This window comes from Mesocryomonas fontinalis (genome assembly GCF_055730125.2).
Map to the genome: position 1 here is coordinate 1,049,218 of NZ_JBUZWG020000001.1, position 19,196 is coordinate 1,068,413.

A 19,196-nucleotide genomic window follows, 5' to 3' on the forward strand; every position below is an offset into this window, starting at 1 on the left:
CGATTCAGCGCACCGCGAACCGGACGCTGCGGCGGCCGGTTCGGCGACAGCAAATCCGTCCCCGGACGGATTTGTGCGAGCGACGTCTCCCGTCCGCCCCCGCGGCCTGCGCCTGCCAGGCTGGGTCGCAACGGCAGCGCTGCTGCTCCCGACCTATGCCTGGCTGACGCTGGCAGTCCTCCTGCCGCTCGCCACCATGTTCGGCTTCAGCTTCCTGACGGCCACGCCGATGGGCTCGAAGCCGGTGGCCTGGACCCTGAAGAACTACCGTGCCTTCGCCGACCAGCCTTATCTCTGGGGCGTCGCCTGGCGCTCGCTGTCGATCGGGCTCTGGACCACCGGGATTTGCGCCGTCGCCGGCTTCCTCGCCGCGCTGGCGCTGGCCAAGGCCACTGCCGGCCGGGTGCGCGAGACGCTGCTGATCCTCGTCCTGCTGCCGTTCTGGACCAACGGCCTCGTGCGGGTGTTCTCCTGGACCATGGTGATCCGCGAGGGCGGCTTCCTCGATGCCGTCGCCCGCACGGTCTGGCCTGGGGCCCCGACGCTCGGCTTCCTCTACACCCAGCCGGCGATCATCCTCGGCCTCGTGCACGGCTACCTCCCGTACATGGTGCTTACCTGCTACATCGCCCTCGTCACCATCGACGACGCCGTCATCGAGGCGGCGGCGAGCCTCGGGGCGCGCTGGTGGGTGATCCTCGGCAAGATCCTGGTGCCGATGGCGATGCCCGGCCTCGTCTCGGGCGCTATCCTGATCTTCGTGCCGGTGATCGGCAGTTTCATGGAGCCGCGCATTCTCGGCGGCACGGTCGGGGTGACGATGGGCACGGTGATCGAGGACCAGTTCACCCAGGCCTTTAACTGGCCGCTCGGCGCGGCGCTGTCCTTCACCATCCTCGGCGTGGTGATCGCCGTCTTCGCCACCTTCTCCGGCGTGCTGCGCCGCGCCACGTTGGCTTGAGGGACCGCATGCGCCGTCTTGCCAAATTCTACCTCGGCCTCGTCCTGGTGTTCCTCTATCTGCCGATCGCGGTGATGATCGCCATGGGCTTCAACGAGTCGCCGCTCTACGCGCTGCCGTTCCACTTCACCTTCGGCTGGTACGAGGCGCTGGCGGGCAATGCGAAACTGATCCGCGCCGGCTCCAACAGCCTGTCGATCGCCGCGATCACCGCGGTGCTGGCGACCGGGCTCGGCACCATGGCGGCGGTGGCGCTCTCGCGAAGGACGTTCCGTGGCCAGACGCTGCTAAAACTTCTGCTGCTGCCGCCGATCGCCATCCCCTGGCTGATCACCGGCACCGCGATGCTGGTGTTCTTCTTCTGGACGGGCATCGGCCGCGGCTTCCATGCCATGCTGATCGGCCATGTCGCGCTGGCGATCCCCTATGTCGTGCTCGTCGTCGGCACCGGGCTCGCGACCGTGCGGGTCGATCTCGAAGAGGCCGCCATGAGCCTCGGCGCGCGACCGCTCTCGGCTTTCTTTCTGGTAACGTTGCCGCTGCTGGTGCCGAGCATCGTCGGCGCGGCGCTGTTCGCCTTCGCAGTCTCGTTGGACCAGTTCGTGGTCTCCTATTTCCTGGCGACGCCAGGGGCGAGCACGCTGCCGGTCGAAATCTATTCGGCGATCCGCAAGGGATTTACGCCGGAGATCAACGCCATCTCCACCATCCTCCTGATCGGCTCGATGCTGGTCATCCTGGGCTTTGCATTGCTCGCCCGACCGGGAGCTGCCGATGAGCGCCGTTGACCTCACCGCCGTCGCCAAGCGTTTTGGCGCGACGCCGGTGCTCGCCGACATCACCGCCAGCTTCGCCAGCGGCTCGTTCACCAGCCTGCTCGGGCCGTCGGGCTCCGGCAAGACCACCTTGCTGCGGATCGTCGCCGGCTTCGTCGCCCCGGATGCCGGCCGGGTTGCGATCGCCGGCGAGGACGTCACCGACGTGCCGGTCTGGGCGCGCAACATCGGCATGGTGTTCCAGAACTATGCGCTTTTTCCGCACCTCAGCGTCGCCGGCAACGTCGCCTTCGGCCTCAACCGCCGCGGCATCCGCGGCACGGAAGCGAAGCGCGAGGTCGGCCGGGCGCTGGAGATGGTGCGGCTGGAGGGGTTCGACGCCCGCAAGCCGAAGCAATTGTCCGGCGGCCAGCAGCAGCGCGTGGCGCTGGCGCGGGCGATCGTCACCCGGCCGAAAGTGCTGCTGCTCGACGAGCCGCTGTCGGCGCTCGACCGTCGGCTGCGCCAGGAGATGCAGGTCGAGCTCCTGCGCATCCAGCGCGAGAGCGGGCTGACCACCATCTTCGTCACGCACGACCAGGAGGAAGCGCTGACGCTCTCGGACCGGATCGCCATTCTCGACAAGGGGCGGATCGTCCAGATCGGGGCGCCGGCCGAGGTCTACGAACGGCCGAGCACGCGCTTTGCCGCGGAATTTCTTGGCGACATGAATTTTCTCGAGGGCATGGTCGGCAATGCGGGCATCGCGCTCCCCGACGGCGCCGCCATCGCCACGACCGCGTCGTTGCCGCCCGTCGGGACCAAGGTGACGCTGGCCGTGCGGCCTGAGAAGATCGCGATCGCGGCGGCAGGAGCCGCGTCGGGCGCCATGACCGGCGCGATGACCGGCGGCGCGCCGGTGAACCGCGTGCCGGCGCGGATCGTCTCCATGGTCTATGCCGGACAGGCGCTGACCTATGTCGCCGAGGGCGTCGGACAGAGCTTCAAGGTCTTCGCCCAGAACAGCGATGCCCGGCCGCATGCCGTGGGCGCCGACGTCGACCTCGTCTGGTCGCCTGCCCACACCGTTGTCATCGGGGAAGCCTGACGGGCCCCTGATCGGGGTGCCTTGCGATCGGGGCGCTGGCGATGCCTTCGCCTCGGTCACTGCCGGGGCCATCCAAGCCATGGACGCGGCGTCTCCAGGGTATATCGTCTGCGCCGAGCGGACGGCGCTATAGCGGCGGTGACCTTGTCATCGCCCGAGGTCGGACGTCTCGGTCGGTGAACGGGGAGGGGCTTTCATGAGGACGATCATCACGTTCTGGGGGATCATGGCTATCCTGGCCGTTCCATCCGGCTCCGCCGCTGCGGCCGACGCGGCATGTTCGGACACGACGCCGGCCGGCCAAGCCTGCAGCTGCGACGTCCGCGAACTCCGGCCCCTGCAGGGCGCCATCGGCCTCGACGAAGTGACGAGCAAGGCGGCGAAGATCGAGGACAAGCCGAAGAAGGCGATGCGCGACCTCGCCGCTGATCCCATCAAGGTGGTTCACGGGCCGGGTGGCGCGCTGTTCATCACCGATCACCACCATGGCGCCGATGCCTGGCGGCTGGCGGACCATCCGATGGCGCTGTGCGAGGTCGTGGCCCGGCCCGCCTTCGCTGACGAGGCCGCGTTCTGGCAGGGGCTCGTGCGGGATCGCCTGGTCCGGCTCGCGGATGCGGACGGCCACAAGGTGACGCCGAGCCAGTTGCCGGCCTCGCTCGAACAGTTGCCGGACGATCCCTACCGCAGCCTCGCATGGCGCCTGCGCAAGGCCGGCGGGTACTGCCGCTCCGAGATGGATCAGAAGGAGTTCGCGGAGTTCATCTGGGCCGACTGGATGCGCGAGCAGCCTTCACTGCCGGCCACCGAGGTCCGCGCCGACGGGACGTCGATGGTGAAGACGGCGCTGGCACTGGCCCGGAGCCCCGCCGCAAAGGCGCTTCCCGGCTATATCGGCGATCGGCCAAAATCGTTCGAATGCGCCAAGGACGATTGAGCCGTCGCGTCGGTTTTCGGCAAGCCGTGACGCGCACGGTGCAGGACCCGGACGCGCCTTGCGTTGCATCCGGGCGCCTGCTGCCGGCAGGAGTGGGCTGGCCTCAGGCCACGTCGACGGCCGGGGCCGCAGCGATGTGCTGGAAACTCTCGAAGCCCTCGAACTGCGGATGGCCGATATAGGTCGGCGCGCGTCCGGAGGTGTTGGTGCGGGCGTGCGAGGCGCGGAAGGCCTCGGATTTCGTCCAGGCCTCGAAGTCGGCCTTGGTCTTCCAGGTGGTGTGCGAGGCGTAGAGCACATGGTCCTCGGCTTCCGGCCCACGCAGCATCTGGAATTCGACGAAGCCCGGCAAGGTGTTGAGCTGGCTCTCGCGGTTCAGCCAGATCTGTTCGAAATCATGGGTCGATTCCTTGGCGACCTTGAAGCGGTTCATGGCGATAAACATCGGTCTGTCCTTTCGGCGGAGAAGGCCGGCTCGGCGGAGAGGGCCGGGCCGGCGGGGTGTGGCCGGGTGCGCCGTGGCGTCCCGGCGACGGTCAGAACTGGAAGGTGAGGGTGGCTTTGAAGCTGCGGCCCGCCTCGGTGTAGTATTCCTTGGGTAGCGTGGCGCTGTCGGGGATGTCGAGGGCGTCATAATAGGTGGTGTCGAGGAGGTTGTAGACCCCGGCCTTGAGCTTTGCCCCTTGCAGCGCTTCGGGTGCCCACCAGCCGGTGACGTCGACGAGGCCGTAGCCGGGCGTCTTCGACAGGTCGTTCTCCACCTTGTTGCGGGCGGCGACGCCGGTGAGGATGAGGTCGCCGCCGAACTGCTCGAAGCCGTAGCCGACGCCAAGCACGCCCTTCAGTGCCGGAATGGAGTTGAGGTACTCGCCTGTCTCCCGGTCACGGCCGATATAGCTCGCGAACGAGGCAGAGCCGTGCCAGCCGAGCTCCTGCCGGTAGTAGACGGTGGCTTCCGCGCCGTAGATCTCGACGCTGTCGCGGTTGAGAACCTGGGTGATGCCCAGGGGATAGGTACCGGCGGGGATCCCGACCTCGGCGGGCGTCACCGACACCGCGTCGATGAAGTTCTTGTAGCGGTTGTAGAAGCCGTTGATCGAGCCGCCGAAGGTCTCGTCGCCGAGCTTGGCGCCGATCTCAAAACCATTGCTGGTTTCCGGCTCGAGGTCGGCATCGCCGAGCCTCAGATAAGTGCCGGGCCCGCCATAGCGAAGGTAGAGCTCGGAGGCCGTGGGCGCGCGGAAAGCCTGCGCCCACTGTGCAAACAGGGTGACGCCTGGACCCATGTCCCATTCGCCGCGCAGTTTTGGCGAGAAGGCACTGTCCGAGGACTCGTCCGGCAGGCCAGCGAACGCGACATTGTCTGCAAAGCCAGCCGTCGCCTGCGGTGTCTGCTGGTACCAGTCGTAGCGGATGCCGGGTGTGAGGCGGACCTTCCCGTCCGCCAGCGCGATCTCGTCCTGCAGGAACAGGCCGAGCGTCGTGCCATCGACATCGGGCATGTCGGACTGGTTCGTGTGGAGGAAATTGCAGTTGTAGAAGCGGCCGGTATAGGGCGGGGCCGGACAGCTGTCCTCGCCCGAGGAGGCCGACGAAGCCTCGCTGCCGAAGAGCTCGCCGCCGATCGTGATGCCATGCGTCAGGCCGCCGAGGGCGATCTCCGACAGCAGGCTGCCATTGACGCCGAAGGTTTCCTCCTCGCGCTCGGTCAGCCGGCGGTAGGCGCCGCTGGGCGTCGTCAGGCGGGTCGCGGTGAAGTCGCTGTCGAGCTCCTGGCGCTGCCAGTAGACCACAGCCTCCGCGGCATCGATCAGCCCGTCGGTGTTGCCGGGATCGTATTCGTAGCTTGCCGAGACGCGCTTTCGCGCATTGCTTTCGTCCTGCATGGCCGAGCCCGGCCTGTAGGTGGCGGCCGACGACGTCCGGCTCTCCATGTCGTCGTCCCGGTCGAACGATTCCGCCGTCAGGCCGAACACGTGACCGCCTTCGACATGCTGGCGGACCTTGGCCAGGACGTTGTGCTGGTCGAAGTCGAGCGGGTTCTTCTCGGTGCGCAGCGCGCCGAAGCCGCCGACATCGCCCTGGTTCTCGATCTCGTTGCCCTCGCGGGTGCCGCCCTGGACGAGGAGGAAGGTCTGGTCGATGCGGGCGGCCAATGCCTGCTCGACGCCCCAGCTTCCGTCCTTGGTGTCGATGCTGCCCTTGGAGAGGCCGCCGAAGACCTTGCCGTTTGCGAGGAGGTCTTCCGGGTTGATCGTCCGAAGCGCGATGACGCCGCCGAGCGCGCCCGAGCCGAACAGGCTGGAGTCCGAGCCCTTGACGATGTCGAGCTGCGACAGCGTGTCGAAGTCGAAGCCGGACACGCCGCCGGTAAGGCCACGGGCGCCGTCCTCGATCCAGGGAATGCGGATACCGTCGACCGTCGTCAGGACGCGCGCCCGGTCGAGGCCGCGGATGTTGAAGCTCTTCGAACTCTCGCTATAGCCGACCGCCGGGTCGAGCCGGCCGATATCGTCCGGGTCCTCGATTTGCGCGGCGTCGATCTCGGGACGGGTGACGCGGTGGGTGAGGACGCTGGCCGCCTTGGTCGCGGGAACCTTGCCGGCCGCCCCCGACAGCGTCACCGGTGCAAGTTCGATGGCGTTGTCGACGGCCGGAACGGCCTCTTGCGCAAGGCCGGGCTGGACCGCGGCCAAGGCGGTGATCAGACCGGACGCAACTCCGGCGTAAAGGCGCGCGCGGCGACCCATCGCAATACTCCCTGAGGTTTCGAAAAGGAAAGCATTGCTGGCTGGGTCAGCGGAAACGCGTGGCCGTGCTGGCGGTGCCTGGGCCGTTGCCTGCATTGCGCTGGCTGACCTCTGGTTGACGCTCCTACCCAAAGATGAATATGTGAGTCAACAAATAACTGGATACATCTAAGTTGTTTGAATCATTCCAGAATTGAACCATTCTAAAGCTGATCGTATTTCCATGAATGCTGCCGATACCCCGACCGACCCATCTCTGTTCGCGTCCAGCGACACCGCTCAACTGCCGCTGCCGTTTCGTCACTTCCAGGCGTCGGACCTGTTCGGCGCGGCGCGGGAAATCGGCATCGTCCACGCCGGCGAGCTCTACCGCCTGCGCGTCACCCGCGCCGGCAAGCTGATCCTGACCAAATGAGGCCCCCGATGATCCCGTTCCAGACCCGGCTTCCCGGGATTGCAGCCCTTCTGGCCGTCCTCGCTCTGCCCGCCGGCGCAGCTGAGCCGCAGCGCATTGTCTCGGTCGGCGGCGCCGTCACCGAGATCCTCTATGCGCTCGGCGAAGGCGGGCGGATCGCCGCGGTCGACACGACCAGCCTCTATCCGCCGGAGGCGAAGGCGCATCCGAATGTCGGCTACATCCGGGCACTGTCGGCCGAGGGCGTGCTGTCGCTCTCGCCGGACATGATCCTGATGGAGGTGGGCGCCGGGCCGGCCGATGCCGTCGCGTTGATCGACGGGGCGGGGGTGCCGGTGGTGCACGTGCCGGCTGGGCACGATGCCGGGGCGCTGGCGGAAAAGGTGCGGACGGTCGCCGCCGCCGTCGGGCGCGGCACCGAGGGTGAAAAGCTTGCCGCGACGATGGCGGCGGATCTTGCAAAACTCGAGACCGATCTCGCCGGGATCGGCCGGCGGCAACGCGTGCTGTTCATCCTGTCGCTGGCCGATGGCCGCCCGATGGCGGCCGGCACGGGCACCGCGGCCGACAGCATGATCGGGCTGGCCGGCGCCGACAACGTGCTGGCGGACATGCAAGGCTACAAGGCGTTGTCCTGGGAAGCCGCCGCCGCGCTGCAGCCGGATGTCGTGCTGATGATGGACCGCGGCGGCGCGGCACACGATGCGAGCGCCGCCGTCGCGCTGCCGGCCCTGGCCGAGACGCCGGCCGGCCGCAACAAGGCAGTGATCACCATGGACGCGCTCTACCTCCTCGGCTTCGGCCCACGCACCCCGGCCGCCGCGCGCGAACTGGCCGGCAAGCTTTACCCCGGCCTGGCGCTGTCCCGGCCATGAGCGCCATGGCTTCAAGGTTGCAGCTGGCCACGGCGGCCGCGCGCGAGGGCGATCGCTCGCTGAAGGCCGCCCTTGTCATCGCGGGTCTCGCGGTGGCGCTGCTCGCCTGCGGCGTGCTCTCGCTCGGCGTCGGCCCGGCGGCACTGGCTCCCGCCCGCGTGTTGGCGATCCTCCTCGGGGGCGCCGACGGATTGGCCCGCTTCGGCGGCGACCACATCATCGTCTGGCAGATCCGGATGCCCCGCATCCTCCTCGGCGGTCTCGTCGGGGCGGCGCTCGCGGTGGCCGGCGCGGTCATGCAGGGCCTGTTCCGCAATCCGCTCGCCGACCCTGGCCTCGTCGGCGTGTCCGCCGGCGCGGCGCTGGCTGCCGTCGCCATGATCGTTCTCGGCGGAAGTGTTGTGGCAGGTGCCGGGCTCGGCAGCTTTGCGCTGCCGCTTGCCGCCTTCCTCGGCGGGCTCGCGACGACAGCCGTGCTCTACCGCATCGCCACGCGCGACGGCCGCACCTCGGTGGCGACCATGCTGCTCGCCGGCATCGCCCTCGGCGCCCTGTCCGGCGCGCTGATGGGGCTTCTCGTCTACACCAGCGACGACCAGCAGCTGCGCGACATCACGTTCTGGAGCCTCGGCGGGCTCGGCGGCGCGACCTGGGCCAAGCTCGCGGCGAGCGGGCCGGTCATGCTGGCGGTGATCCTCGCGTCACCGATGCTCGGGCGCGGGCTGAACGCGCTGGTGCTGGGCGAGGCCGAGGCCTTCCATCTCGGCATATCCGTCCAGCGGCTGAAGAACCTCGCCATCTTCCTCGTCGCCGCGGCGACCGGCGCGGCGGTGGCGACCACCGGCGTCATCGGCTTCGTCGGCATCGTCGTGCCGCACCTCCTGCGGCTCGTCATCGGTGCCGAACACCGGGCGCTGCTGCCGGCGTCGGGGCTCCTCGGCGCGATTCTCCTGATCGCGGCGGACATGGTCGCCCGTACCATCGCCGCGCCGGCCGAGCTGCCGATCGGCATCATCACGGCGGCGATCGGCGCGCCGTTCTTCCTCTGGATGCTGCTGCGCCGCCGCAGCACGCTCGACCTCTGAGGCGTCCATGCTCGTGCTCGACGACATCTCGGTCCGGCTGGGATCGCGTAACATCCTCTCCGGTGTCAGCACGCGGGTGCGGCCGGGCGAACTCACCGTCGCCGTCGGCCCGAACGGCGCCGGCAAGTCGACGCTGATGCGGGTGATGACCGGCGAGCTGACGCCCGACTGCGGCCGCGTGACGCTGCGCGGCCAGAAGTTGTCGGATCTGGCTCCGCCGGCGCTCGCGCGGGAGCGGGCGGTGTTGCCGCAGAGCTCCGGCCTCGCCTTTCCCTTCACCGTGCTCGAAGTGGTGCGCCTCGGCCTCGACGGGCGGTCCGGACTGACACCGGAGCAGCGGCGCCGTGCGCCGATTGCGGCGCTGGAGCAAGTCGAGCTTGGCGGTTTCGGCGCGCGGCGCTTTCAGGCGCTATCCGGCGGCGAACAGCAGCGCGTGCACCTCGCCCGGGTGCTCTGCCAGATCGGCGCGCCGGTGGCGGAGGGGGTCGCGAGAACGCTGTTCCTCGACGAGCCGACATCGAGCCTCGACATCCGCCATCAGATCGCCGTGCTGGAGATCGCCCGCGGTTTCGCCGATGCCGGCGGCGCCGTCTTCGCCATCCTGCACGACCTCAACCTTGCCGCGGGTTTCGCCGACCGGATGCTGGTGATGCAGGCCGGGCGGATCGTCGCCGAGGGGACGCCGTCGGATGTCCTGGAGGACGACCTGCTCGAGGCGGTATTCGGGATCCGGCTGCGCGTCGGCCAGCCGCCGGCTGCCGGCGTGCCGTTCATCCTGCCGCAGTGCCTCGCCGTAGGAGCGCGGCCGGGGTTTGGCATGTGCGGATAAGGGCGTCGCATCCGGGTCGTCAGTGACCCTGCCTGCGATAAAATTGTTGGGCATCGCGTGAGCGGGACGCAAACCCCGACGGTCGTCATCCTCGGCCGCATTCCGCGGACCCATGCCGGGACATTTTCGCCGTCGCTCGCTTTCGTCTGGGGCGGACTGCTTCCACCGTCGCAACGGCGTTCTGCGCCTTGGCATGGGTCCCCGCACTGCGCGCGAGGATGACGAAATTTCAAACATCCGCGTTTGTCCCGTAGGCGAGCGACGACGCCCGGGCCCTGTCGAGGCTAAGCGAACCCGACGGATCCGCGACCGGTTGACTAGGTTGGCGTCACGCCCCGCAGGCGCTCGGAGCGGCGGCGCAGCAGTTCGACGGCGGTGAGGAGGGCGATGGAGAAGAGGACGAGGATCGTCGCGGCGGCGAGGATCGAGGGCGAGATCTGCTCGCGGATGCCGTTCCACATCTGCCGCGGGATGGTCTGCTGGTCGAAGCTGCCGACGAACAGCACCACCACCACCTCGTCGAACGAGGTGACGAAGGCGAACAGCGCGCCGGAGATGACGCCGGGGGTGATCAGCGGCAGCATCACCTTGAAGAAGATCGTCGAGGGCGGTGCGCCGAGATTGGCGGCGGCGCGGGTCAGCGAATGGTCGAAGCCGACGAGCGTCGCGGTCACGGTGATGATGACGAAGGGGATGCCCAGCGTCGCATGCGCCATGACGATGCCGATATAGGTGTGGGCGAGGCCGGTCGCCGAATAGAAGAAGAAGAGCCCGGTGGCGGTGATGATCAGCGGCACGATCATCGGCGATATCAGCAGCGCCATGATCAGCTTGCGGAACGGCATCTCCTTCTTCGACAGGCCGAGCGCCGCGATGGTGCCGAGGACGGTGGCGAGGATGGTCGAGGATACGCCGATGAGGATCGAGTTCTTCGCCGCGTGCACCCACTGCGCATTGTTCCAGACGTCCCACCACCAGGCCACGTCGCGGGGGGCGTCGGGATTGGCCATGCCGAAGGTCAGCAGCCGGTCGTACCAGCGCAGCGAGAACGCTGCGGGATCGAGCGTCAGCATCGCCTTGGTGTAGGTGAAGTAGGGCTCGGCGTTGAAAGAGAGCGGGATGATGATCAGGATCGGGGCGATCAGGAACAGGAAGACCAGCCCGCAGAAGATGCGGAAACCGTAGTAGGTCACGCGGTCGAGCGGGGTCGCGTAGATCGGCAGCGCCATGGTCCGTCTCCTCAGCCGAGCTTCATGTTGTCGATGCCGACGAGGCGGTCGTAGAGCCAGTAGAGCAGCATCACGCCGGCCAGCAGGATCGCGCCGAGCGCTGCCGCCAGCGACCAGTTCAGCGACGACAGCATGTGGAAGGCGATGGTGTTGGAGATCAGCTGGCCCGATGCGCCGCCGACGAGGGCGGGCGTGATGTAGTAGCCGATGGCCAGGATGAAGACGAGCAGCGTACCGGCGCCGATGCCCGGGACCGTCTGCGGGATGTAGACCTTGCGGAAGGCCAGAGCCGGCGTCGCGCCCATCGAGATCGCGGCGCGCATGTAATGCGGCTTGATCGTCTTCATCACGGAGTAGAGCGGCAGGATCATGAACGGCAGGAGGATGTGCACCATCGCGATGATCGTGCCGGTGCGGTTGTAGATCATCTCGATCCGGCCATCGTCGGAGAGGATGCCGAGCGCCACCATGATGTTGTTGAGGACGCCCTGTCCCTGCAGCAGCACCAGCCAGGCGGTGGTGCGCACCAGCAGCGCCGTCCAGAACGGCAGCAGCACCAGCACCATCAGGAGGTTGGAGGTGCGCATCGGCAGCGTGGCGAGGAGGTAGGCGACGGGGAAGCCGAGCACCAGGCAGATCGCGGCGATCACCGCCGACAGCCAGAGCGTGCGGATGAACAGCATGACGTAGATGCTCTGCTCGGCCGGCATGGAAACGATGCTGCCGGTCGCGTCGCGGGTGAGGTCGACGGCGGCGAGGTAGAAGTCGCCGGTGATCGAGGAAGAGGCGCGGCGCATCGCATCCCACATCGCGGGATCGGACCAGTCCTTGTCGATGGCGACGAGGGCCTCCTTGTAGGGGGCAGCCTCGAGCTTGGCGACGCCGCGGGCGGTCTTCTTGAACAGCGAATTGGCGCCGGGCATGGAATAGTTGATGCGGGTGCCGACCTGGCCAAGCGTCCGGTCCGCCTGGGCATCCTTGATGTCGAGCGCCAGCGCCTCGAAGCCGGGTTCGCCGGGAACGCCGAGACCAGCATTGGCGCTGAAGTAGGCGGTCGTCCGCGGCATGGCATCGCTGAAGGTCGGGTTCCAGATGCTGAGCCAGAGCATCTGCCCGATGGGAAAGGCGAAGGTCAGGAGGATGAACAGGCCGAGCGGCGCGACGAAGGCGAAGGCGCGCCACCGGGCGCGGCGGGTCGCCCGCAGCAGCGCCTGCTTCAGCGGCGTGCCGTCGGCGGACACGATGGCGGCGCGCGGCGCGGCACGGGCCGAGGCGGTGCGGGCATCGAGGAGCATGTCGCTCATGGGCTTTGCGCCTTCTTCGCTGGAGGCCCGCCTGTCTGCCAGATGGTCCATCCCGGTGATGCGAAGGCGGCGGGGCAGGACCCCGCCGCCGCTGGTCTCAGATCAGCTGGCGAGCCAGGTGGCGAAGCGGGCCTGCATGTCGTCGTTGTGGTCGGCCCAGAACTCGAAGCTGTTGACGAGGGCATTGCCCATGTTCGCTTCGGCGGTCGGCATGTGCGGGCCCATGTCGGTCTTGCCGTCGTTGAACTTGCCGACCAGGGGTCCGGAGGATTTGCGGGCCGGGCCGTAGGAAATCCAGGCCGCCTGATCTGCCAATGGCTTGGAGCCGGTGGCGAACTTGATGAAGTCCCAGGCGAGGTCCTTGTTCGGGGCGCCCTTCGGGATGACGAAAAAGTCCATGTCGAGGATCTGGCCGTCCCAGACGATGGCGAACGGCTTGTTCTCCTTGATCTGGGCGCCGAAGATCCGGCCGTTATAGGCGGTGGTCATCGCCACCTCGCCGTCCGCCAGCAGCTGCGGGGCCTGGCTCCCGGCGTCCCACCAGACGACGTTACCCTTGATCTGGTCGAGCTTCTTGAAGGCGCGGTCGACGCCTTCCTTGGTGTCGAGCATCTCGTAGACCTCGGCCGCCGGCACGCCGTCGGCCATCAGCGCCATCTCGAGGTTGGCCTTCGGATCCTTGCGCATGCCGCGCTTGCCGGGGAACTTCTTCACGTCGAAGAAGTCGGCCATGGTGGTCGGCGTCTCGCCGGTGAACTTCGAGGTGTCGTAGGCGAAGATCGTGGAGAACACGATGTTGGCGACCGAGCAGTCGCCGAGCGCACCCTCGATGAAATCCTTGTCGGCCGCGGTGCCGTCGACGCCGGCGGGCAGCGTCTTGGTATCCAGCGGCTCGAGCAGGCCCTCGTCGCAGTAGCGCACGGCATCGGAGAACTCGACGTCGGCGACGTCGATGCTGACATTCTTGGCCTCGACCTGGGCCTTGATCGGCGTCTTCGGATTGTCCGCGTCGACCGAGTTCACCTTGTTGCCGGTGGCCGCCATCCATGGCTTGAAATAGGCCTCGTCCTGGCTCTTGGCGTAGTCGCCGCCCCAGGACACCACGGTGATCTCGCCGGCGGTCGCGGCCGTGGTGAGAAGCCCGACAGCGATGCTCGTCGACGCCATCCAAGTCATGAAACGCATGGTGCACTTCCCCATTTGAAGCCCGCGATCACCGCCGGGCCGTTGGTCTCGAAAGGATGACGGCCGCCCCTGGAGACGCCGATAAGACGGGCGTCCCTGGAGACGCCGATAAGACGGGCGCCCCTGGAGACGCTGATAAAAGGCTCTGGCTCAGCCGGCCATGCGGTCGAGCGCGTGACAGTCGGCCGACTTCCAGCCGACGCGCGCGGTCCGGCCGGCGCCGATGGCGGGCCCGCCCGACTCGTTGCGCAGCTTGACGACGAAGTCGGAATTGCCGGCGATGGTCATGCGCACGCGGATGTGGTCGCCTAGGTAGATCAACTCCTCGATGCGGCCCTCGAGGACGTTGTCGACGCTACCCTCTGCCGGGTCGAACGCGACCCGCTCTGGCCGGAGCGAGATCGTCGTCGCCGATTTCAGCCCGCCGGAATTGACGTCGCGCGCCCGCACCACCTCGCCGCTGTCGAGCCGGACCTCGGCGGTATCGCCGCTGATGCGGCTGACGGTGCCGTGCAGACGGTTGTTCTCGCCGATGAACTGGGCGACGAAGGAGTTCTGCGGCGCCTCGTAGAGCGCGTTCGGCGTCGAGAGCTGCTGGATCACGCCGTCGTTGAACACGGCGATCCGGTCTGACATCGTCAGCGCCTCGGTCTGGTCGTGCGTGACGTAGACGACGGTGACGCCGAGGTTCTCGTGGATGTGCTTGATCTCGTACTGCATCTGCTCGCGCAGCTGCTTGTCGAGCGCGCCGAGCGGCTCGTCCATCAGCACCAGTTCCGGCTCGAAGACGAGCGCGCGGGCCACCGCGATGCGCTGCTGCTGGCCGCCGGACAGCTGTGCCGGCCGACGGTTGCCGAACTGCTCCATCTTGACCATGGCGAGCACTTTCCGCACTCGGCTCTCGACTTCGGCGCGGCCCATCTTGCGCACGTTCAGCGGGAAGGCGAGGTTTTCGGCGACCGACATGTGCGGGAACAGCGCGTAATTCTGGAACACCATGCCGATGCCCCGCTTGTGCGGCGGCACATTGTTGATCGGCTGGCCGTTGAGGTAGATCTCGCCGTGCGTCGCGGGCTCGAAGCCCGCCAGCATCATCAAGGCCGTGGTCTTGCCCGAGCCCGAGGGGCCGAGCATGGTGAGGAACTCGCCTGACGCGATGTCGAGGTTGAGGTTCTTCACGACGAGGACCTCGCCGTCATAGCTCTTCTGGACGTTCTGGAAGCGAACCGACGAAGCCCGATCGCCCAGCCCCGAGGAGGTTTTCAATGCAGATGCCGAGCCATTCATGCGGTGATCTGGCCTCTTGTTCCGGTCGGCCGCCGGGGGTATCGGCAGCCGTTGATGCCTCAGTCAACGTCCTCGTTGCGCTGCGGTCAACCGGATTCATTCATTTTTCGCACAGTTCGTCATCAAAAAAATTGATGCCTAATTCTAATGCAGGATTGCTGATTTCATGGGCGTAGCATCGGAAATTTGGCAAGGTTTACTGAGCGTTAGAGGGGTTCGTCACAAAGCGTGACGAATGCCTGCCACGCCGTCATTCCGGAAGGGCAGTGCTGGAGCGACGCAAAGCCGGTCGGAAATGTCGTATTCCGGATGATACACAGCAGAGGACACAATTTCGCATGCAGCGCCCCACGACGACCCTCGACATTCTGGATCGGCTCATCGCCTTCCCGACCCTGTCGCGTACCCCCAATATGCCGCTGTTGGACTATGTCGGCGGCCTGCTCGCGGCGGCCGGTGCCGAGATCGACATCATTCCGCATGAGAGCGGTACCCGTGCCAATCTGTTCGCCACCATCGGCCCGCGGGGCGTTCCGGGCGTCATGCTGTCCGGTCACACCGACGTCGTGCCGGTCGAGGGCCAGGACTGGAGCGTCGATCCCTTCCAGTTGACGCGCCGAGACGGGCGGCTGTTCGGCCGCGGGACCGCCGACATGAAGGGTTTCGTCGCCTCTGCCGTCGCCGCCGCGCTGCGCGCCGCCGGGCGCGATCTCGTCACGCCCTTGCATCTCGCCCTCTCCTACGACGAGGAGATCGGCTGCATCGGCGTCAGCGATCTCATCGAGATGCTGGCGAGCGCGCCGGTGAAGCCGCTGATGGGCATCGTCGGCGAGCCCACCAACATGGTCGTCGCCACCGGCCACAAGGGCAAGGGCTTCTACCGCGCCTGCTGCCATGGACGCGAAGGCCATTCGGCGCTGGCGCCGATGGCGCTGAACGCGCTGCACCTGGCCACGGATTTCGTCGGCGCGGTCCGCGCGCTGCAGGCCGACGTCGCCGCCCACGGCACCAAGGACGACGACTACGACGTCGCCTACACGACGCTGCATGTCGCCCGGATCAGCGGCGGCACCAGCCCGAACATCGTGCCGAACTACGCCGAGGTCGATTTCGAGATCCGCCATCTTGCGAGCGACGACCCGAGAACGATGATCCGGCAGCTGGAAGAAGAGGCACGCCGCATCGTCGCCACCACCGCCGATCCCGATGCCCGCATCGAGATCGCCACCACCGGCGGCTACCCGGGCCTCGACACCGCGCGCAACGCGGCGGTCGTCGCGTTCGTCCAGTCGCTGACCGGCACCAACCGCACCATCAAGGTGGCCTTCGGCACCGAGGGCGGGCTGTTTTCCGAGACCGCCGGCATCCCCATCGTCGTCTGTGGCCCCGGTTCGATGGCGCAAGGCCACCGCCCCGACGAGTTCGTGACCGAAGACCAGCTCGCCCGTTGCGACGCGATGATGGATGGGCTGATCGAGCGGCTGGCGGCGGGGGTTTAGGAAAGATCCGGCGCATGGCGGAATGCACAGTCAGCCTGATATTTCTTGTTACGAACCTTCTCGCCGGGTTACCAAGCAGCGGACGACGGCTCGGCAGCGCCGGATGATGCCGGCGGTATCGCCATGTGCCGTCCGATCCTTCGTATCGTCAAAGGGAGGATCAATCATGCTGCGATGCCTGTTTTCGCTGGCCGCGCTCGGCGCGGTCGCCATCTCGAATCCGGTCTCGGCCCTGGCCGATCAGAAGCCGCATACTGCCGAAGCGCCCATCGTCAACGACCTGAAATACCTTCTGTCCACGCCTCAAGACTACGAGACCTCCGGCAAGAGCTATCCATTGGTGGTCTGGCTGCATGGTGGCGACCAGGGCGGCAGCGATATCGAGAAGGTGAGGGCCAGCGGACTGCCGAGGATGATCGACGCCGGCAAGGCGTTGCCGTTCATAGTCTTCTCGCCGCAGAATCCGAGTGAGGAACTTCTCTACCCGATCGAGAAGGTGAAGGCTGCGCTGGACGAGGTGATCTCGAAGTACCGCGTCGACCGCAGCCGGATCTACGTCGTCGGCTACAGCCGCGGCGGCTTCGGCGCCTGGGCGATGGCCGAGCAGTATCCCGAAACCTTCGCGGCCGTCGTCCCGATCGCCGGCGGCGGCAATCGCCACTATCTCAACCGGACCAATGAGAAGGCGGCGTTCTGGGTGTTCCACGGATCGGAAGACGAGATCATCCCGCTGTCGGACTCGGTCATCCTCTACGAGCGGCTGAAGGCCTTGAAGCGCGATGCGCGCCTGACGGTGTTCGAGGGCGTCAGCCATGAGGCGGTCGAGGCCGAGGCGCTGAACGATCAGGCGCTGTGGGACTGGCTGCTGAAGCAGCGGCTGGAGGTCGTCCCGGCCGCGCCCGCGCAGTAGCAGGCGGTCGCTGCCGAGGCGCGGCCCTATCGGTCGCCCGGCACGCCGTAGCTCGGGGCCTCGCGTGGATCGATCGCGCGGGTGACGTAGGCGTCGAGCTGCGGGGCGTAGAGGCGCCAGAGCGTGTCCAGTTCGGCGACGGGGCAGGTCTCGCTCCAGTCGCAGCGAAGGTCGGCGACCGGCCAGGCGACGTCGCGCACCAGCTTCAGGCCGGCCGAGCGGACCGGGCCGGCCTCGCCACCGGCGGCGAGTGCTGCCTGGAGGGCCGCGATCAACCGGTCGCCGAGCGGGCCGGAGGAGCCGGCAAAGCTTGCCACCATCGCCGCCGGGACGCCGGCGTCGGCCAGAAGATTGCCGGCGCAGGCGACGTTCGGGCCGAGCGCCTCGGCAAACACGCCGAGCGCCTTGGCGCCGGAGAAGATCGCGGCCCCTCCCGCGGCGTCGACCGCCAGCACCTGGCGATAGTCCGGATGGGGCGCCACGCGCTCGAGGATGGCGACGGTCTCGGCTGCCGAGGCGCCCCGTGCCATCAGCTCCAGCGCCTGCTGGCCTAGGCGGGGATCGGTGACGTTCTGGCTCGCGACCGCCCCAATGCCGGCCGCCGCATAGGCGCAGCGCGCCGCGACCGCGGGCGAGGAAGAGGCGACGGCAACGCCGAACATGCCGGTTTCCGCGCAGCGCGCCACGATCGAGAACGTCATGCGGCTCTGCCCGTCGTTGCCCGCGCCTGCTGGCTGAAAAAGGACGCGCCTTTCGGGAATTCCGGCACCTGCATCTCGTAGGGCGTCGCGCGCACGCTCTTCGGGTCGGTTCCGGCGACGATCAGTCCCTCATGCGCGTTCGGCACCGGGTTGGGGCAGCAGGGCATCGCGTCGGCGGCGGAGTAGACGGTGATGAAAAGGGTGCGCGGCGCGTCCGAGAGGTTCGGTGCCGAGCCGTGCGCCAGGCGGGTGTGCATCAGGCAGACCGAGCCGGCCGGCCCGAAGCACTTCACCGCCGCGGCCTGCATCTCGCCGGCGACGCCGCCGTCCATCGCGCCGGTGAAGACGCCGTCGTGCCAGAGGCTGTGGATCTCGCCCTTGTGGGTGCCCGGCACGACCTCCAGCGGGCCGTTCTCCTCGGTCACCTCGTCGACCATCAGGAGGGCGGTGATCAGGTCGTCATTGGTGTGCGGCGTGAACGGGAAATCCTGGTGCCAGCTGACGCTGGTCTTGGCGCCGGGCAGCTTGGAGTTGATCTTGTTGTGGTGGTGCTTGACGTCGGGCCCGATCAAGGCGGCGACCATCGCGGTCATCCGGCTTCCCGACATCACGTCGAAATAGGCCTTCGAGATCTCGGTCGGCGCGTTGATGCGGCGGAGCGCCGGCGCCTCGGCCGAGTGTCCCGGCTCCATGTCGAAGCGGGCGCGGCCATCCAGCCCTTGGCCATAGGGCGCGGTCTCGGCCCGGCTCTCCTCGACCCAGGCGGAGAAGTCGGCGCGCAGTGCCGCGAGTTCCCCGGGGGTCACGGCATTCTCGACGGTCAGCACGCCGTCGCGGTGGAAGGCGGCGATCTGGTCTTCGGTGAGGACCACGGGGGTGAGGGGCATGGGTGTGAGGGGCATCTGGGCGAGGGGCATGGGGGCGAGGGTCACGGCGTCTCTCCTGAGCCCGCCCCGCCGGGACGAATATCCCGGGAAAGGCGCGCCGGAAAAGTCTCGCCGGGATCGGGAGCCGGGGAAAGCATGCGATTGCGATGTCGCGCCTCGGCTTTTCCGATGCCGGCGCCCCGGCGGGGGCGGTCGCCGAAAAGCCGGCGCCCGCCTTGTCCTGGCCGGCGGGCCCGGCCCGCGCTGCCGCTACTTCTTCGGCTTCGGCGGCGCGGCACCGGCCATCTTCTGGCTCGGCGCGGCGGCGTTCTGCTTTGGCGGCGCCGGCTTCTTCGACTTGCCCTTGCTCTCTTTCATCGTCCGCTCTCCGTAAGTGTCTGGCCGGGCCACAGGCCCGGCGTTGATGGCGGCGGATGAGAACGACACGGTCTCCGGTGCGCCGGGCCTGCCGCGATCAGTTTCCGCTGCGCCGAGTCTAG

The 19,196-nt window shown here is 67.7% G+C and carries 18 protein-coding genes; 10 read left to right on the top strand and 8 right to left on the bottom strand.

The window, feature by feature from the left end; genetic code table 11:
• Window positions 1-139 precede the first annotated feature (139 nt).
• From ACZL02_RS04805 to ACZL02_RS04820, 4 genes are all read left to right on the top strand, one after another.
• On the top strand, window positions 140-961 hold the full coding sequence (locus ACZL02_RS04805; RefSeq protein WP_472939114.1) for an ABC transporter permease: 822 nt from the start codon (window positions 140-142) through the stop codon (window positions 959-961).
• An 8-nt stretch (window positions 962-969) separates the two neighbouring features.
• Complete coding sequence (locus tag ACZL02_RS04810) at window positions 970-1,749, top strand: ABC transporter permease (protein ID WP_472939019.1); 780 nt, start codon at window positions 970-972, stop codon at window positions 1,747-1,749.
• Window positions 1,736-2,824, top strand: a complete 1,089-nt coding sequence (locus ACZL02_RS04815; RefSeq protein ID WP_472939020.1) for an ABC transporter ATP-binding protein — start codon at window positions 1,736-1,738, stop codon at window positions 2,822-2,824. Before ACZL02_RS04810 ends, ACZL02_RS04815 begins: the two co-directional genes overlap by 14 nt.
• Before the next feature lie 196 nt (window positions 2,825-3,020).
• Window positions 3,021-3,761, top strand: coding sequence for a ParB-like protein (locus ACZL02_RS04820; RefSeq protein WP_472939021.1), 741 nt, complete (start codon window positions 3,021-3,023; stop codon window positions 3,759-3,761).
• A 103-nt stretch (window positions 3,762-3,864) separates the two neighbouring features.
• On the opposite strand, the gene hmuQ is transcribed toward ACZL02_RS04820, so the two are convergent.
• Window positions 3,865-4,206 carry a heme-degrading protein HmuQ gene (gene hmuQ, locus ACZL02_RS04825; protein ID WP_472939022.1) on the bottom strand — a complete coding sequence of 114 codons (342 nt, stop codon included), beginning with the start codon at window positions 4,204-4,206 and terminating at the stop codon, window positions 3,865-3,867.
• Between the two features lie 91 nt (window positions 4,207-4,297).
• On the bottom strand, window positions 4,298-6,511 hold the full coding sequence (locus tag ACZL02_RS04830) for a TonB-dependent hemoglobin/transferrin/lactoferrin family receptor (protein ID WP_472939023.1): 2,214 nt from the start codon (window positions 6,509-6,511) through the stop codon (window positions 4,298-4,300).
• Window positions 6,512-6,734: 223 nt separating this feature from the next.
• Here ACZL02_RS04830 and hemP point away from each other — a divergent pair, with 223 nt between their 5' ends.
• The 4 genes from hemP to ACZL02_RS04850 are packed head-to-tail and all read left to right on the top strand — an operon-like array spanning window position 6,735 to window position 9,715.
• Window positions 6,735-6,926, top strand: a complete 192-nt coding sequence (gene hemP, locus ACZL02_RS04835) for a hemin uptake protein HemP (protein ID WP_472939024.1) — start codon at window positions 6,735-6,737, stop codon at window positions 6,924-6,926.
• 8 nt (window positions 6,927-6,934) lie between these two features.
• Window positions 6,935-7,801, top strand: a complete 867-nt coding sequence (locus ACZL02_RS04840; RefSeq protein ID WP_472939025.1) for a heme/hemin ABC transporter substrate-binding protein — start codon at window positions 6,935-6,937, stop codon at window positions 7,799-7,801.
• 5 nt (window positions 7,802-7,806) lie between these two features.
• Window positions 7,807-8,886: a FecCD family ABC transporter permease gene (locus ACZL02_RS04845; protein ID WP_472939026.1), complete on the top strand. Its 1,080-nt coding sequence runs from the start codon at window positions 7,807-7,809 to the stop codon at window positions 8,884-8,886.
• Window positions 8,887-8,893: 7 nt separating this feature from the next.
• Window positions 8,894-9,715 (top strand): heme ABC transporter ATP-binding protein, encoded by an 822-nt coding sequence (locus ACZL02_RS04850; protein WP_472939027.1) that lies wholly within the window; start codon window positions 8,894-8,896, stop codon window positions 9,713-9,715.
• Between the two features lie 317 nt (window positions 9,716-10,032).
• Here the strand turns inward: ACZL02_RS04850 and ACZL02_RS04855 are convergent, their stop codons facing one another.
• From ACZL02_RS04855 to ACZL02_RS04870, 4 genes are all read right to left on the bottom strand, one after another.
• Window positions 10,033-10,944 carry an ABC transporter permease gene (locus ACZL02_RS04855; protein WP_472939028.1) on the bottom strand — a complete coding sequence of 304 codons (912 nt, stop codon included), beginning with the start codon at window positions 10,942-10,944 and terminating at the stop codon, window positions 10,033-10,035.
• A gap of 11 nt (window positions 10,945-10,955) precedes the next feature.
• The gene (locus tag ACZL02_RS04860) at window positions 10,956-12,248 is read right to left on the bottom strand and encodes an ABC transporter permease (protein ID WP_472939030.1); all 1,293 of its coding nucleotides are present in this window, start codon (window positions 12,246-12,248) and stop codon (window positions 10,956-10,958) included.
• Window positions 12,249-12,350: 102 nt separating this feature from the next.
• The gene (locus ACZL02_RS04865; protein ID WP_472939031.1) at window positions 12,351-13,433 is read right to left on the bottom strand and encodes an ABC transporter substrate-binding protein; all 1,083 of its coding nucleotides are present in this window, start codon (window positions 13,431-13,433) and stop codon (window positions 12,351-12,353) included.
• 150 nt (window positions 13,434-13,583) lie between these two features.
• Complete coding sequence (locus ACZL02_RS04870) at window positions 13,584-14,720, bottom strand: ABC transporter ATP-binding protein (RefSeq protein WP_472939032.1); 1,137 nt, start codon at window positions 14,718-14,720, stop codon at window positions 13,584-13,586.
• Between the two features lie 338 nt (window positions 14,721-15,058).
• On the opposite strand from ACZL02_RS04870, the gene argE reads away from it, so the two are divergent.
• Together argE and ACZL02_RS04880 are read left to right on the top strand one after the other, a co-directional pair.
• On the top strand, window positions 15,059-16,219 hold the full coding sequence (argE, locus tag ACZL02_RS04875; RefSeq protein ID WP_472939033.1) for an acetylornithine deacetylase: 1,161 nt from the start codon (window positions 15,059-15,061) through the stop codon (window positions 16,217-16,219).
• A 166-nt stretch (window positions 16,220-16,385) separates the two neighbouring features.
• Window positions 16,386-17,129, top strand: coding sequence for a carboxylesterase family protein (locus ACZL02_RS04880; protein ID WP_472939034.1), 744 nt, complete (start codon window positions 16,386-16,388; stop codon window positions 17,127-17,129).
• Between the two features lie 26 nt (window positions 17,130-17,155).
• Here the strand turns inward: ACZL02_RS04880 and ACZL02_RS04885 are convergent, their stop codons facing one another.
• Window positions 17,156-17,830, bottom strand: coding sequence for a DUF1028 domain-containing protein (locus ACZL02_RS04885; protein ID WP_472939035.1), 675 nt, complete (start codon window positions 17,828-17,830; stop codon window positions 17,156-17,158).
• Window positions 17,827-18,762, bottom strand: a complete 936-nt coding sequence (locus ACZL02_RS04890; RefSeq protein WP_472939036.1) for a phytanoyl-CoA dioxygenase family protein — start codon at window positions 18,760-18,762, stop codon at window positions 17,827-17,829. Before ACZL02_RS04890 ends, ACZL02_RS04885 begins: the two co-directional genes overlap by 4 nt.
• Window positions 18,763-19,196: the final 434 nt, after the last annotated feature.

Excerpts from the sequence above, each read along its gene's own strand:
- ACZL02_RS04840 (WP_472939025.1), top strand. The coding sequence starts at position 6,935 with ATGATCCCGTTCCAGACCCGGCTTCCCGGGATTGCAGCCCTTCTGGCC.
- ACZL02_RS04850 (WP_472939027.1), top strand. The coding sequence starts at position 8,894 with ATGCTCGTGCTCGACGACATCTCGGTCCGGCTGGGATCGCGTAACATC.
- hemP (WP_472939024.1), top strand. The coding sequence starts at position 6,735 with ATGAATGCTGCCGATACCCCGACCGACCCATCTCTGTTCGCGTCCAGC.
- argE (WP_472939033.1), top strand. The coding sequence starts at position 15,059 with ATGCAGCGCCCCACGACGACCCTCGACATTCTGGATCGGCTCATCGCC.
- ACZL02_RS04870 (WP_472939032.1), bottom strand. The coding sequence starts at position 14,720 with ATGAATGGCTCGGCATCTGCATTGAAAACCTCCTCGGGGCTGGGCGAT.
- ACZL02_RS04855 (WP_472939028.1), bottom strand. The coding sequence starts at position 10,944 with ATGGCGCTGCCGATCTACGCGACCCCGCTCGACCGCGTGACCTACTAC.
- ACZL02_RS04810 (WP_472939019.1), top strand. The coding sequence starts at position 970 with ATGCGCCGTCTTGCCAAATTCTACCTCGGCCTCGTCCTGGTGTTCCTC.
- ACZL02_RS04820 (WP_472939021.1), top strand. The coding sequence starts at position 3,021 with ATGAGGACGATCATCACGTTCTGGGGGATCATGGCTATCCTGGCCGTT.
- ACZL02_RS04815 (WP_472939020.1), top strand. The coding sequence starts at position 1,736 with ATGAGCGCCGTTGACCTCACCGCCGTCGCCAAGCGTTTTGGCGCGACG.
- ACZL02_RS04885 (WP_472939035.1), bottom strand. The coding sequence starts at position 17,830 with ATGACGTTCTCGATCGTGGCGCGCTGCGCGGAAACCGGCATGTTCGGC.
- ACZL02_RS04845 (WP_472939026.1), top strand. The coding sequence starts at position 7,807 with ATGGCTTCAAGGTTGCAGCTGGCCACGGCGGCCGCGCGCGAGGGCGAT.
- hmuQ (WP_472939022.1), bottom strand. The coding sequence starts at position 4,206 with ATGTTTATCGCCATGAACCGCTTCAAGGTCGCCAAGGAATCGACCCAT.
- ACZL02_RS04880 (WP_472939034.1), top strand. The coding sequence starts at position 16,386 with ATGCTGCGATGCCTGTTTTCGCTGGCCGCGCTCGGCGCGGTCGCCATC.
- ACZL02_RS04830 (WP_472939023.1), bottom strand. The coding sequence starts at position 6,511 with ATGGGTCGCCGCGCGCGCCTTTACGCCGGAGTTGCGTCCGGTCTGATC.
- ACZL02_RS04865 (WP_472939031.1), bottom strand. The coding sequence starts at position 13,433 with ATGCGTTTCATGACTTGGATGGCGTCGACGAGCATCGCTGTCGGGCTT.
- ACZL02_RS04860 (WP_472939030.1), bottom strand. The coding sequence starts at position 12,248 with ATGAGCGACATGCTCCTCGATGCCCGCACCGCCTCGGCCCGTGCCGCG.